Source organism: Streptomyces verrucosisporus, assembly GCF_017114865.1.
GTDB lineage: Bacteria > Actinomycetota > Actinomycetes > Streptomycetales > Streptomycetaceae > Streptomyces > Streptomyces fenghuangensis.
The window spans coordinates 16,970-31,006 of record NZ_JADEYH010000043.1; the positions used below are offsets into that span (position 1 = coordinate 16,970).

Below are 14,037 nucleotides of genomic sequence, written 5' to 3' on the forward strand. Positions count from 1 at the left end.
TGACGTACGACGACAGATCCGAACCCTCGAAGGAGACACGGCTCATGGACGCTGTGACCCAGGTCCCCACGCCGGTGAACGAGCCGGTGCACACCTACGCACCCGGCACGCCGGAGCGCGCCCGTCTCGAAACCAGGCTCAAGGAGCTGGCCGAGAACCCGATCGACCTGACGATGACCATCGGCGGGAAGCGGCGCCTCGGCGGCGGCGAACGCTTCGACGTCGTACAGCCCCACAACCACAAGGCGGTGCTGGGCACCGCCGCGCACGCCACCCGGCAGGACGCGCGGGAGGCCGTCGACGCGGCGCTGGCCGCCGCCCCGATGTGGCGCTCGCTCTCCTTCGACGACCGCGCCGCGGTCTTCCTGCGGGCCGCCGAACTGCTGGCCGGCCCCTGGCGCGAGACGATGGCCGCCTCCACCATGCTCGGCCAGTCCAAGACGGCGCAGCAGGCGGAGATCGACACCCCCTGCGAACTGATCGACTTCTGGCGCTTCAACGTCCACTACGCCCGCCAGATCCTCGCCGAGCAGCCGGTCGCCAACTCCCCGGGCGTGTGGAACCGCATGGACCACCGCCCGCTGGAGGGTTTCGTCTACGCGATCACGCCCTTCAACTTCACCGCCATCGCGGGCAACCTCCCCACCGCGCCGGCGCTGATGGGCAACACGGTCGTCTGGAAGCCGTCCCCGACCCAGACCCACGCCGCCGTGCTGCTGATGCGCCTGCTGGAGGAGGCGGGGCTGCCGGACGGCGTCATCAACCTGCTGACCGGCGACGGCAAGGAGGTCTCGGAGGTGGCGCTGACCCACCCCGACCTCGCCGGAATCCACTTCACCGGCTCGACGAAGACCTTCCAGTACCTGTGGAAGACGGTCGGGAACAACATCGAGAACTACCGGACCTACCCGCGCCTGGTCGGCGAGACCGGCGGCAAGGACTTCGTCGTCGCCCACCCCTCGGCCGACCCGGCGGTGCTGAGGACCGCGCTGACCCGCGGCGCCTTCGAGTACCAGGGCCAGAAGTGCTCGGCCGCCTCGCGCGCCTACGTGCCGCGCTCCATCTGGGAGAGCGGCTTCAAGGAGGAGTTCACGGCCGAGGTCGACGGCCTGGCCATGGGCGACGTCACCGACCTGTCGAACTTCATGGGCGCCGTCATCGACGAGCGCGCCTTCGCCAAGAACAAGGCCGCCATCGAGCGTGCCGAGTCCGACCCGGCCTGCGAGATCGTCGCCGGCGGGAGCTGTGACGACAGCGTCGGCTACTTCGTCCGCCCGACCGTCATCACCTGCACCGATCCGGCCGGCGAGGTCTTCCGGCAGGAGTACTTCGGCCCGGTCCTGGCCGTCCACGTCTACGAGGACGCGGAGTACGAGGCGGTGCTGGAGCAGATGGAGTCGGTCGCCCCCTACGGCCTGACCGGCTGCGTCATCGCCCAGGACCGCGCCGCCGCCGCGCACGCCTGCGAGAAGCTGCGCTACGCCGCCGGCAACTTCTACATCAACGACAAGCCCACCGGCGCCGTCGTCGGCCAGCAGCCCTTCGGCGGCGGCCGGGCCTCGGGCACCAACGACAAGGCGGGCTCCAAGCAGAACCTGCTGCGCTGGACGTCCACCCGCTCCATCAAGGAGAACCTGATCCCGCCGACCGACTACCGCTACCCCCACATGGGCTGACCTCCCCCGGCGGTCCGTGAAGCGGCCCGTGACCAGCCCGTGAACGGTGCCCCCGCCCGGATCCGTCCGGACGGGGGCACCGTCGCGTGCGCGGGGCCGGGCGGTGTCGGGCGGCGTCAGGCGCCGCGGCGTGGGCCGGTGATCGCCTCCCCGATCACGAAGCCCTTCGCCGCGCCGTCGGGGATCGCCACCTCCGTCCCGTACGGGACACGGGTCTCGGCGGCGTAGACGGCCTCGCCGGGGGAGGGGGGGTCAGCACGGTGACGGTGCCGTGGCCGTCGTGGTCGTCGATCAGTACGTACACCGGCACCCCCGCACGGGCGTACGCGCGGCGCTTGTGGACCCGGTCGCGCTCGATCGAGTGGTGCCCGGGGGAGACCACCTCGACGACCATCTCCACACAGGACGCCTTCAGTCCTGGCCCGTCCTCGGTGACGTGCTCGGTGTCGTCCTCGGGGGCGACGAACAAGTCGGGGAGATGGGCCGTCAGCTCGTGGATGACGTTCATGTCCTGGTAGGCCACATGGTCGCCTCCGTCGAGGAACCTCTCGAGGGCGCGGCGCAGGCGGTTGACGGTCTGACCGTGGCAGTGGCGGCCGGTGGGAGACACTTCGATGGACCCCTCGACGATCTCGGCGTGAAAGCCCTCGGGGAGTTCCAGGGTTTTCCACGCCTGCCACAGGGCCTCGTCCAGGTCGGCCCGGGGCGGGGCCTGTGGGTCTCCGCGCGGCTCCGGGTCCCGCTCGGTCCCGTCGACCCCGGTGACCTCGGGCGCCTCGTGCGTGAGAGCGGTCATGGCGTAGCACCTCCTCCTTGAAGGATGGGCGGGCTCTTCGTCGCGGTACAGCGCGTACGGCGGTACCGGTGCGACGTCGGTGACGCCAGCGACGCTGGAGATCTTCCGCCCGCCCTCGCCCGCAATGGCCCGTTCCTCACCCGAACGAGTGAAGTACGCGGTGTCACCGCGGCAGAACCGCAGGTCGGAGAAGGTCTCGTCTCAGATAGTAGGAAGGCCAACTAATCGGCGGGACATTACAGCTTTCAGCCCTTACTTTGGTAGGAGCCGAACGTCTCGCTCCATCAGCGAACGGCGGATGAGGCGCCGTGCCCGTCGCAGGTGACCCCTGCCGCACCGGCCGCCCCCGCCCTTACGGCGCGCTCGGGAATCCCCCTCTTTCCACCCTCCGGTTCTTCCGTTCCCTCAGGGAGTTCGCCATGGACGCGACCGCACGCCGCCGCCCCCGCCACACCGCCCGCGACCACCACGACAACACCGACCGCCGCAACGCGGCCGCGGCCCTCCAGCGGGCGCTGGACCGCCGGGACAACGGCGGCGCCACCGGCCACTGAGGCCGGCCCCCGCCGCCCGTCCGGGCCGCACCGCCGTACAAGCCGTCGCCGGGGTCGAGAGTCCCGGCCGCCGCTTGTACGGCGCCGCAGCGGCGCTCGTACGGCAGTGGAGCGCCCGGTCCGCATCGCGGACAGCGCGTGTCATCCCCTGGGACGAGCGGTATGGTCCCTCCCATGTCTCGCAGCATCGACCTCGCAGTGATCCCCGGTGACGGCATCGGCCGGGAAGTCGTGGCCCAGGGCCTGAAGGTCCTGTCCGCGGTCCTTCCGCAGGACGCGAAGCTGCGGACACGGGAGTACGACCTCGGCGCGAAGCGCTGGCACGCCACGGGGGAGACCCTCCCGGACGCGGAACTGGAGCGGCTCAAGGGCCACGACGCCATCCTGCTCGGCGCGATCGGCGACCCCTCGGTCCCCTCCGGGGTGCTGGAGCGCGGGCTGCTGCTCAAGCTGCGCTTCGCCTTCGACCACTACGTCAACCTGCGCCCCTCCAAGCTCTTCCCGAACACCGCGACCCCGCTCGCGGGCCGCCCCGACATCGACTTCGTCGTCGTCAGGGAGGGCACCGAGGGCCCGTACACCGGCAACGGCGGCTCCCTGCGCACCGGCACCCCGGCCGAGGTCGCCACCGAGGTCAGTGTGAACACCGCCTACGGCGTGGAGCGCGTGGTGCGGGACGCCTACGAGCGGGCCAAGGCCCGGCCGCGCCGGAAGCTCACGCTGGTCCACAAGAACAACGTCCTGGTGCACGCCGGCCACCTGTGGAAGAACATCTTCGACCGGATCGGCGAGGAGTACCCCGAGGTCACCACCGACTACCTGCACGTGGACGCCGCGACGATCTTCTTCGTCACCCAGCCCGAGCGCTTCGACGTGATCGTCACCGACAACCTCTTCGGCGACATCCTCACCGACCTCGCCGCCGCCGTCACCGGCGGCATCGGACTGGCCGCCTCCGGGAACATCAACCCCACCGGCGCCTTCCCGTCGATGTTCGAGCCGGTCCACGGCTCCGCGCCCGACATCGCCGGCACCGGCAAGGCCGACCCCACCGCGACGATCCTCTCCGTCGCGCTGATGCTGCGGCACCTGGGCCTCGACCCCGAGGCGGCCCGCATCGAGGACGCGGTCTCGGCCGACCTCGCCGAGCGCTCCGCGTCCCGCACCACCGACGAGATCGGCGACGCCCTCGCGGCGCGAGTAGCCGGCTGACGCCCGGCCGTACGCTCCGTCCGGCCGGGCCGCAGGCGCCCGGCCGCTGGGCTACTCGGCGGTTGGGTGCGAACATCTACCACCAGGACCGCCCACCCGTGACCCCATGCGGTCTGCCGCCCCCGATAATCGGACACGGGGCCGCTGTACGCAGGGAAGCTCGGACGTCCTAGTACCGACCGGGGCGACGGGAGCGCGGTCCACCACGACACCCAGTGAAGGACGCGCTCACCATGACGACGCCCCGTATCGAATTCGACCTCAAGCCCTCCGCGCAGCTGCTGTCCGCCGCGGAGCGCGAGGCGGTGCTCGCCGACCCGGGTTTCGGCCGGCACTTCACCGACCACATGGTCACCATCCGGTGGACCGAGGGCCGCGGCTGGCACGACGCGCAGCTCCAGCCGTACGCCCCGTTCCAGATGGACCCGGCGAACATGACGCTGCACTACGCCCAGACGATCTTCGAGGGGCTCAAGGCGTACCGCCAGCCCGACGGCTCGGTCGCCGTCTTCCGCCCCGATGCCAACGCCCGGCGGTTCCAGCGCTCCGCGCGCCGGCTGGCGATGCCGGAGCTGCCGGTGGAGACCTTCGTCGAGGCGTGCGACCTGCTGGTGCAGCAGGACAGGGCCTGGGTGCCCGGCAAGGGCGAGCAGTCGCTGTACCTGCGCCCCTTCATGTTCGCCGCGGAGGTCGGACTCGGGGTCAAGCCCGCGAACGAGTACCTGTTCGTGGTGATCGCCTCGCCCGCGGGCGCCTACTTCCCGCGGGGTGTCAAGCCCGTCTCGGTCTGGCTGTCGCAGGAGTACGTGCGCGCCGCCCCCGGCGGCACGGGCGAGGCCAAGACCGGCGGCAACTACGCGGCCTCCCTCGTCGCCCAGGCCGAGGCCGCCGAGCACGGCTGTGACCAGGTGGTCTGGCTGGACGCCGGCGAGCGCCGCTGGATCGAGGAGATGGGCGGCATGAACCTGTACTTCGTGAAGGGGTCGGGCAAGGACGCCACCATCGTCACGCCAAGGCTGACCGGCACCCTGCTGCCGGGCATCACCCGCGACTCCCTGCTGACGATCGCCTCCGACCTGGGCTACCGCACCGAGGAGGCACGCATCTGCGTCGAGGACTGGCGCGAGGGCAACGCCGACGGCTCGATCACCGAGGTCTTCGCCTGCGGCACCGCGGCCGTCATCACCCCGGTCGGCACGGTGAAGTCCGCCGCCGGGAACTGGACGGTGGGTGACGGGGAGCCGGGCGAGATCACGATGGAGCTGCGCGAGGCGCTGCTGGCGGTCCAGACCGGCCGCGCGCAGGACACGCACGGCTGGATGCACAAGCTGGCCTGAGTCCGGCCCGGCGGTGGCGTGGGGACCGAGAGCGTCCCGGTCCTCGCGCCCCGCCGCTCCCCGTCCCGCCCCGCCGTCCGCCTCCGCGGACCGCGGCGACCACATCGTGAGACCGTCCGATCCGCGGAGCGGATCCGTGCCAGACTGTGGCCGTGCCTCACCTCGCCATGATTATCGGCAGCAGGCGCGCCGGTCCGCAGTGACCGCCTACGCACACACCCGGTGCGGTGGCGGACACCGTGTCCCAGACCCGCGCGCAGACCTCTCGCACCCGCGAGGGGTCTTTTCGTTTTCCGGCACCACCCGGCCGGAACGAGGGCGTGAGGGATGATGGGGACAAGTAGGGCCAAGCATTCCGGACCTACATCCATCGACAGGAGCCAGACCAGCATGACCGACGCCGCGGCCTCCCGGCAGCCGGGGGACGCGTCCCTCGGCGACGCGTTCCACGTCTTCGACACCACGCTCCGCGACGGGGCACAGCGGGAGGGGATCAACCTCTCCCTCGCGGACAAGCTGACCATCGCCCGCCACCTGGACGACTTCGGTGTCGGCTTCATCGAGGGCGGCTGGCCCGGTGCCAACCCCCGGGACACCGAGTTCTTCCGGCGAGCCCGTGAGGAGATCGACTTCCGCCACGCCCGGCTCGTCGCGTTCGGCGCCACCCGCAGGGCGGGCGTCGCAGCCGCCGACGACCCGCAGGTGCGGGCGCTGGTCGACTCGCGGGCGCCGGTGGTCACCATCGTCGCCAAGGCGCACGACCGCCATGTCGAGCTGGCGCTGCGCACCACGCTGGAGGAGAACCTGGCGATGGTCCGCGACACGGTTGAGCACCTGCGGGAGCAGGGCCGGCGGGTCTTCGTCGACTGCGAGCACTTCTTCGACGGTTACCAGGCCAATCCCGAGTACGCCAAGCGCGTGGTGCGCACCGCGTACGAGGCCGGCGCCGACGTGGTCGTGCTGTGCGACACCAACGGCGGCATGCTCCCCGCCCAGATCCAGGCCGTGGTGCGGACGGTGCACACCGACACCGGCGCGCGTCTGGGCATCCACGCCCAGGACGACACCGGCTGCGCGGTCGCCAACACCCTGGCCGCCGTGGACGCCGGCGCCACCCACGTGCAGTGCACCGCCAACGGATACGGCGAGCGCGTGGGCAACGCCAACCTCTTCTCGGTGGTCGCCGCCCTCCAGCTCAAGTACGGCATGAAGGTCCTGCCCGAGGGCGCGCTGCGCGAGATGACGCGGATCTCCCACGCCATCGCCGAGGTCGTCAACCTCACGCCCTCCACCCACCAGCCGTACGTGGGCGTCTCCGCGTTCGCCCACAAGGCCGGACTGCACGCCTCCGCCATCAAGGTGGATCCCGACCTCTACCAGCACATCGACCCCGAACTGGTCGGCAACCGCCTGCGGATGCTGGTCTCCGACATGGCCGGCCGGGCCTCCATCGAGCTCAAGGGCCAGGAGCTGGGGATCGATCTGAGCGGTGACCGCGAGCTGGTCGGCCGGATCGTGGAGCGCGTCAAGGAGCGTGAACTGCGCGGTTACAGCTACGAGGCCGCCGACGCGTCCTTCGAACTGCTGCTGCGGGAGGAACTGCTGCGGGGCGGGGCGGCGCAGGAGCGGCCCCGGAGCTTCTTCACCACCGAGTCCTGGCGCACCATCGTGGAGAACCGCCCCGACGGCTCCCACGCCAACGAGGCGACCGTGAAGCTGTGGGCCAAGGGCGAGCGCATCGTCTCCACCGCCGAGGGGAACGGCCCCGTCAACGCTCTGGACCGGGCGCTGCGGCTGGCGCTGGAGCGGATCTACCCCGAGCTCGCCCAGATGGAGCTGGTGGACTACAAGGTCCGCATCCTGGCGGGCACCCACGGCACGGAGTCCACCACACGGGTGCTGGTGTCCACCGGGGACGGCGGGGGCGAGTGGTCCACCGTCGGAGTGGCCGACAACGTCATCGCCGCCTCCTGGCAGGCCCTCGTCGACGCCTATACCTACGGTCTGCTGCGCGCCGGCGTCGAGCCCCAGGGCTGACCGGCCGTCACGACACGCCCACCCAGGCCTGAACGCCTCCCCGGGCGCGGACTGTGGGAATCCCACAGTCCGCGCCCGGGGAAACTGGGGATCCTCCCTGGTGTAGGGGCGTCAGAGGCATGGTTCTGTCCAGCGTGGCCATGAATCGCGGGCTGAGACTGTACGAATCCGACGACGGCGAACAGCGTGGCGGTTTCGTAGGGTCTGAACATGACCGATCTGTCCCAGACGCCGCTCGCGGCGAGTGACGCCCGTGGCCGTGTGGCGGAGTTGCACGCCATCCGTGAGCAGGTTCGGCGCGGTCCGAGCGAGCGGGCCACCGAGGCCCAGCACGCCAAGGGCAAGCTGACCGCGCGCGAGCGGATCGAACTGCTGCTGGACGAGGGATCGTTCCAGGAAGTGGAGCCGCTGCGCCGCCACCGCGCCACCGGCTTCGGCCTGGAGGACAGGAAGCCGTACACCGACGGGGTGATCACCGGCTGGGGGACGGTCGAGGGCCGGACCGTCTTCGTCTACGCACATGACTTCCGGATCTTCGGCGGGGCGCTGGGCGAGGCCCACGCCGCCAAGATCCACAAGATCATGGACATGGCCATCGCGGCCGGTGCGCCGCTGGTGTCCCTCAACGACGGGGCCGGCGCGCGCATCCAGGAGGGCGTGGTGGCCCTGGCCGGCTACGGCGGCATCTTCCAGCGCAACACCAAGGCCTCCGGCGTCATCCCACAGATCTCGGTGATGCTGGGCCCGTGCGCGGGCGGGGCGGCCTACTCCCCGGCGCTGACCGACTTCGTGTTCATGGTCCGCGACACCTCGCAGATGTTCATCACCGGACCCGACGTGGTCAAGGCGGTCACCGGCGCGCAGGTGAGCCAGAACGGGCTGGGCGGGGCGGACGTGCACGCGTCGACCTCCGGCGTGGCGCACTTCGCCTACGACGACGAGACCACCTGCCTGGAGGAGGTCCGCTACCTGCTGTCGCTGCTGCCGTCCAACAACCGGGAGAACCCGCCGCGCACCGAGTGCGCCGACCCGGCCGACCGGCGCGGCGAGGTATTGTACGACCTGGTGCCGGCCGACGGCAACCGTCCCTACGACATGCGCGCGGTGATCGAGGAGATCGTCGACGACGGCGAGATGCTGGAGGTCCACGAGCGCTGGGCCACCAACATCATCTGCGCGCTGGCCCGGATGGACGGGCAGGTGGTGGGGATCGTCGCCAACCAGCCCCAGCAGCTCGCCGGCGTGCTGGACATCCACGCCTCCGAGAAGGCCGCCCGCTTCGTGCAGATGTGCGATGCGTTCAACATCCCCATCCTCACCCTGCTGGACGTGCCCGGCTTCCTGCCCGGGGTGGACCAGGAGCACGGCGGGATCATCCGGCACGGCGCCAAGCTGCTGTACGCGTACTGCAACGCCACCGTGCCGCGGATCTCGCTGGTGCTGCGCAAGGCCTACGGCGGCGCGTACATCGTCATGGACTCCCAGTCCATCGGAGCCGACCTGACCTACGCCTGGCCGACCAACGAGATCGCGGTGATGGGAGCCGAGGGCGCGGCGGGCGTGATCTTCCGGCGGCGGATCGCCGCCTCCGACGACCCCGAGGCCACCCGGACGGAGCTGGTCAAGGAGTACAGGTCCGAGCTGATGCACCCCTACTACGCGGCCGAACGCGGCCTGGTCGACGACGTCATCGACCCCGCCGAGACGCGCTCCGTCCTCATCGGCGCCCTGGCAATGCTCCGCACCAAGCACGCCGACCTGCCCGCACGCAAGCACGGCAACCCGCCCCAGTGACATCTGTGAGGACCAGTCCTGTGAACACTTCCGCCACCGCTACAGCCACAGCCGTCGCCGATGTGGTCCGTGTGGAGAAGGGCCACGTCAGCGAGGAGGAACTCGCCGCGGTGACCGCCCTGCTCCTGGCCCGTGCCGCCGCCCACCGGACCGGCTCCGCCGCCTCCCGTCCACGCCGCAGCACCGCGCCCTGGCGCCGCCTGGAGCGCACCTCCGGCTTCCGGGCTCCCCACAGCTGGCAGGGCTGAAGCCGGCGGGGCCGTGAGAACCGGCTCCTCACTCGAACCACATGGACCGGCCCCCGTACACCTCGGGTGTACGGGGGCCGGCGAGGTCTGTCGCCGGGTAGCCGGTCAGCCCACGGGGGCGTCCATCAGGACGGTCCGGCGCGGGTTGGCGGTCTGGGCCGGAAGGTCTCCGGCGCCCTCCGCACGCTCGGCCTGGACGACCGTCAGCTCGTCGGCGTCCTTGAGGTGGGCCAGGGTGGTGCGCTGCGGATTGGCAACACTGCGCGTGATCATCGTCGTCTTCACCGGGTCTGCCTCGTTCGCCTTCTTGTCGTTTACATACCTTGTGTAAAGCTGAGAGTAAGGGGCCCTGTTCCCCTCCAGGGATGACTCGTATAACGATCCGCCTGTGATTTTACTCACGAAACGACGGGCAAAAGCCCCATAAAGGGCCACCTGAATCGGTCACCCAAACGGACATACACTCCCCAAAGTGGGCGATGCGCCCTCTGGTGTCGCTACCGGGGCAGTGGGCACTGTAGCGGCTCACGTGTGGCGTCAGCTGCCAAAAGTCCGTGATGCGGCGTATGCGTCTACACCCTCCGCCACGGAGGGTCTGCTCAGCGTCACGCATGTCACAGCCTTATCCACGGACCTTGTTGGAGATCCGGCACTGTGCTGGAATTCCACGGACCGCCGCAGGAGACGACCCGGCGCGCAAGGGGGCGCAGAGGAGCGCCGCGCGGCGGAGACTTGGGGGCGCGCCGGTCACTCACGACCGTCAGGGGGGTCCTCGGACCTTCCCGACTCGATACCGTTCCACCGTTCGCGGGGGGACGCCTGGTCCAGAGGTTGCGACGCTAGTGCAGGGACGTTTCAAGAGGGATGGCAGCGCTGTGGGGGACCCGGAGCTGCGCGGTGCGACCGACCGCGGCTCCTCACCACAGCGCGCCCAGGAGAGCAGTGGCCTGGAGCAGGCCCTCGACGCCGACAAGGGCAAGCGCGCGAAGGCGCGACCGGACGGTGAGACCGAGGGTGCCCCGAAGCCCAAGGAACCCAGTGCCACGGGCTCCCGTCTTGCCCTGCGCAACTGGCGCATCAGTACCCGTCTGGTCTCGCTGCTGGCCCTTCCGGTCGTCACGGCCACCTCGCTGGGCGCGCTGAGCATCAACAACTCGCTCGCCGAGGTCGACCAGCTCGACAACATGAAGCTCCTCACGGAGATGACCGAGCGCGCCACCGAGCTGGCGACGGCGCTCCAGGAGGAGCGGGACCGCTCGGCCGGCCCCCTGACCGGCACCGGCAACCCCAAGGACGACGCGGTCGTCGGCCCCCGCGAGGAGACCGACCAGGTCAAGGCGGCGTTCTTCGACGCCACCCCCGCGCTTGAGGAGGCCGACGCCGGACTCCTCTCCGGCGTCCGCGCCACGATCACGGACATCACCCGGCAGCTGAACCGGCTCAAGACCATCCGGGAGCGGGCGTACGACAACCCGGACAACATCTCGCAGACGGTCAACGACTACAACCAGCTGATCGAGTCGCTGCTGAGCCTGTCCCAGGACATGGCGCAGGCCACCAGCAACCCGGAGATGATCCAGAGCACCCGTGCGCTGGCGGCGTTCTCCTCCGCCAAGGAGTACGCCTCCATGCAGCGGGCGATCATCAGCGCCGGCCTGGCCCGCGAGGACGGCCCCGAGCTGTCGGACAACGACCACCTGTACATCAGGACGGCCTGGGAGAGCGAGAGCGCGGCCCGTAAGCGCTTCGACGACATCTACGGCAACAACGAGGCGGCCGAGCTCACCAAGCCGCTCGACGAGGGCATCGTCAACATCACCTCGGCCGACGAGTACGCCGAGCGCGTGGTGAAGGACCCCAAGGGCATCTCGCGCGAGAACCGCTCCTACCTGGACTGGTTCGACCAGGACCAGGTCAAGATCGAGCAGATGAGGAGGATCGAGGCCTCGCTGCTCACGCAGATGGACGAGCAGGCCCGTACGCTGCGGGCCGAGGCCCAGCAGTCGGCCCTCTTCAACGGCGTCCTGGTGCTGCTCGTGCTCGGCATCTCGCTGGTCGGGGCGTTCGTCGTGGCCCGCTCCATGATCCGCTCGCTGCGCCGGCTGCAGGACACCGCGCAGGACGTGGCCCACCGCCGTCTGCCCGAGCTGGTCAAGCAGCTCTCCGAGGCCGACCCGCAGGACGTGGACACCTCCGTGGAGTCCGTCGGCGTCCACAGCCGCGACGAGATCGGCCGGGTGGCCGCGGCGTTCGACGACGTGCACAGCGAGGCCGTCCGGCTCGCCGCCGAGCAGGCGCTGCTGCGGGGGAACGTCAACGCGATGTTCACCAACCTCTCGCGCCGCAGCCAGGGCCTGATCCAGCGCCAGCTCTCGCTCATCTCCGAGCTGGAGTCCCGTGAGGCCGACCCGGACCAGCTCTCCTCCCTGTTCAAGCTGGACCACCTGGCGACCCGTATGCGCCGCAACGGCGAGAACCTGCTGGTCCTCGCCGGCGAGGAGCCCGGCCGCCGCTGGACCCGCCCGGTGCCGCTGGTGGACGTGCTGCGCGCCGCCGCGTCCGAGGTGGAGCAGTACGAGCGCATCGAGCTGAGCGCCGTACCCACCACCGAGGTCGCGGGCCGGGTCGTCAACGACCTGGTGCACCTGCTGGCCGAGCTGCTGGAGAACGCCACCTCGTTCTCCTCGCCGCAGACCAAGGTCAAGGTCACCGGCCACGCGCTTCCCGACGGCCGGGTGCTGGTCGAGATCCACGACACCGGCATCGGGCTGTCGCCCGAGGACCTCGCGGCGATCAACGAGCGACTCGCCAACCCCCCGACGGTCGACGTCTCGGTCTCCCGCCGCATGGGCCTGTTCGTGGTCGGCCGCCTGTCCCTGCGGCACGGCATCCGCATCCAGCTGCGCCCCTCCGACTCCGGCGGCACGACCGCGCTGGTCATGCTCCCGGTCGACGTCACCCAGCGCGGCGGCCAGCAGAACGGCCAGCAGAAGAAGCCCTCCGGGGACGGCGGACAGGGCGCCGGTCCGTCCGCCACGCTGCGGCGGGAGCCGCAGGGCGGCGGTGCGCCGGCCGGTACCAGCCGGCTCGGTGCGCTGCCCACCCGTAACCAGGTCCAGGGCGGCCACTCCTCGCGCGCCGCGCTTCCCGGCGGCCCTGCGGCGGGCGGTCCCTCCGCGGGTGGCCCCGCGGGTGGTCCCGCGGGCGGGGGCTTCGGCGCCCCCGGCCGTCCCGGCCCCGGGCAGCCGCCCCGTCCCGGACAGCCCGTCCGCTCCGGAGAGGGCGCCCCCGCGGGCGCCTTCGGCTCCGGCGCGCGCCCCGAGCCCCGTGCCGGCCAGCAGCCGCCGCAGCGGCGCGACGGAGCCTCCGCGGGCGCGCTGCCCGCCGGACCGGGGGAGCGGCGCCCCAGCTGGGCCGACGGCCGCGGCGACCAGGGGGCCGGCCGGTACGAGGCCCCCGACGCACCGCGCGGTCACGAAGAGGCCGAGAGCACCTCGGAGTTCGCCCGTCCGGGCGGGCCCGGCGCCTACCCGCAGCAGCCCGCCGGGCCCGGCGAGACCGCCCAGCTTCCGCGTGTGGAGCAGCAGGGCGGCCCGCACGGTCCCCAGGACACCGGTCAGTACCCCCGGCCCCAGGGCCCGCAGGACACCGGCCAGTACGCCCTTCCGGGTGGTCCCCAGGACACCGGCCAGTACCCGGCCCCCCAGGCTCCTCAGACCCCCCAGGGGCAGCAGGGCCCGCAGGACACCGGCCAGTACGCCGTCCCCCGGCAGGGCGCCTCCACCGTCCGCGAGCCCTCCCCCTACGAACTGCCCGGCAGCAGCCCGGCCGCGACGGGCTCGGACGAGCGCACGCCGATCTTCGAGTCGATGGAGTCGAGCTGGTTCAGTGCCCGGCAGGCCGCCCAGCAGGCTCCCGCGACCGCTTCGTCGGGCGAGCCCCCGCCGGCGGGGGCGTCCGGTCCGGCATCCCCCCAGCGGCCCGAGCGGCCCGCCCAGCCGGCGCCCCAGCGGCAGCCCGGCGGAGGGTCCGGCGGCGCCGAGGCCGGCGCCGGGTGGCAGGAGAACCCGAACGACGAGCGCTGGCGCCGGGCCGAACAGCTCCGCCAGCCCGCGGCCGGCGGGGTCACCACCTCCGGTCTGCCGCGCCGTGTGCCGCGCGCCAACCTCGTGGCGGGCACCGCGCAGCAGCGGCCGTCCGCACCGGCCGGCCCGCAGGTCTCGCGTGCGCCCGATGACGTACGCGGCCGGCTGACCAATCTCCGCCGGGGCATCCAGCAGGGTCGGCAGGCCGGAAGCGGTCAGGCCGGCGGCGCCCGCGGCACAGGCCCCACCTACCAGCAGGAGCGTTAGTGTGAGCCCGATGAGCCAGGCGGCGCAGAAT

The 14,037-nt window shown here is 71.5% G+C and carries 10 protein-coding genes; 8 read left to right on the top strand and 2 right to left on the bottom strand.

Annotated elements, in window-relative coordinates; genetic code table 11:
* Positions 1 to 44 precede the first annotated feature (44 nt).
* Complete coding sequence (pruA, locus tag IQ279_RS26195; RefSeq protein ID WP_206351803.1) at positions 45 to 1,676, top strand: L-glutamate gamma-semialdehyde dehydrogenase; 1,632 nt, start codon at positions 45 to 47, stop codon at positions 1,674 to 1,676.
* Positions 1,677 to 1,830: 154 nt separating this feature from the next.
* Here the strand turns inward: pruA and IQ279_RS26200 are convergent, their stop codons facing one another.
* Positions 1,831 to 2,472, bottom strand: a complete 642-nt coding sequence (locus IQ279_RS26200) for a Uma2 family endonuclease (RefSeq protein ID WP_241028779.1) — start codon at positions 2,470 to 2,472, stop codon at positions 1,831 to 1,833.
* 419 nt (positions 2,473 to 2,891) lie between these two features.
* Between IQ279_RS26200 and IQ279_RS28575 the strand changes: the two genes are divergently transcribed.
* The 6 genes from IQ279_RS28575 (at position 2,892) to IQ279_RS26225 (ending at position 9,654) form a co-directional block, all read left to right on the top strand.
* Complete coding sequence (locus IQ279_RS28575) at positions 2,892 to 3,026, top strand: hypothetical protein (protein WP_277402599.1); 135 nt, start codon at positions 2,892 to 2,894, stop codon at positions 3,024 to 3,026.
* Positions 3,027 to 3,200: 174 nt separating this feature from the next.
* Entirely contained in the window at positions 3,201 to 4,238 is a 1,038-nt protein-coding gene (locus IQ279_RS26205; protein WP_206351804.1) for a 3-isopropylmalate dehydrogenase, read from the top strand.
* A gap of 233 nt (positions 4,239 to 4,471) precedes the next feature.
* Positions 4,472 to 5,575, top strand: coding sequence for a branched-chain amino acid aminotransferase (locus tag IQ279_RS26210; protein ID WP_206351805.1), 1,104 nt, complete (start codon positions 4,472 to 4,474; stop codon positions 5,573 to 5,575).
* A gap of 390 nt (positions 5,576 to 5,965) precedes the next feature.
* The gene (cimA, locus tag IQ279_RS26215; protein ID WP_206351806.1) at positions 5,966 to 7,612 is read left to right on the top strand and encodes a citramalate synthase; all 1,647 of its coding nucleotides are present in this window, start codon (positions 5,966 to 5,968) and stop codon (positions 7,610 to 7,612) included.
* Between the two features lie 210 nt (positions 7,613 to 7,822).
* Positions 7,823 to 9,406, top strand: coding sequence for an acyl-CoA carboxylase subunit beta (locus tag IQ279_RS26220; protein ID WP_206351807.1), 1,584 nt, complete (start codon positions 7,823 to 7,825; stop codon positions 9,404 to 9,406).
* A 20-nt stretch (positions 9,407 to 9,426) separates the two neighbouring features.
* Entirely contained in the window at positions 9,427 to 9,654 is a 228-nt protein-coding gene (locus IQ279_RS26225; protein ID WP_307792549.1) for an acyl-CoA carboxylase epsilon subunit, read from the top strand.
* 105 nt (positions 9,655 to 9,759) lie between these two features.
* Here the strand turns inward: IQ279_RS26225 and IQ279_RS26230 are convergent, their stop codons facing one another.
* Positions 9,760 to 9,939 (bottom strand): hypothetical protein, encoded by a 180-nt coding sequence (locus IQ279_RS26230; protein ID WP_206351809.1) that lies wholly within the window; start codon positions 9,937 to 9,939, stop codon positions 9,760 to 9,762.
* Between the two features lie 557 nt (positions 9,940 to 10,496).
* Here IQ279_RS26230 and IQ279_RS26235 point away from each other — a divergent pair.
* Complete coding sequence (locus tag IQ279_RS26235) at positions 10,497 to 14,006, top strand: sensor histidine kinase (RefSeq protein WP_206351810.1); 3,510 nt, start codon at positions 10,497 to 10,499, stop codon at positions 14,004 to 14,006.
* Positions 14,007 to 14,037 lie beyond the last annotated feature (31 nt).

What these genes read in the sequence shown, in the direction of transcription:
- pruA (WP_206351803.1), top strand. Translation starts at nt 45, where the DNA reads ATGGACGCTGTGACCCAGGTCCCCACGCCGGTGAACGAGCCGGTGCAC.
- IQ279_RS26200 (WP_241028779.1), bottom strand. Translation starts at nt 2,472, where the DNA reads ATGACCGCTCTCACGCACGAGGCGCCCGAGGTCACCGGGGTCGACGGG.
- IQ279_RS28575 (WP_277402599.1), top strand. Translation starts at nt 2,892, where the DNA reads ATGGACGCGACCGCACGCCGCCGCCCCCGCCACACCGCCCGCGACCAC.
- IQ279_RS26205 (WP_206351804.1), top strand. Translation starts at nt 3,201, where the DNA reads ATGTCTCGCAGCATCGACCTCGCAGTGATCCCCGGTGACGGCATCGGC.
- IQ279_RS26210 (WP_206351805.1), top strand. Translation starts at nt 4,472, where the DNA reads ATGACGACGCCCCGTATCGAATTCGACCTCAAGCCCTCCGCGCAGCTG.
- cimA (WP_206351806.1), top strand. Translation starts at nt 5,966, where the DNA reads ATGACCGACGCCGCGGCCTCCCGGCAGCCGGGGGACGCGTCCCTCGGC.
- IQ279_RS26220 (WP_206351807.1), top strand. Translation starts at nt 7,823, where the DNA reads ATGACCGATCTGTCCCAGACGCCGCTCGCGGCGAGTGACGCCCGTGGC.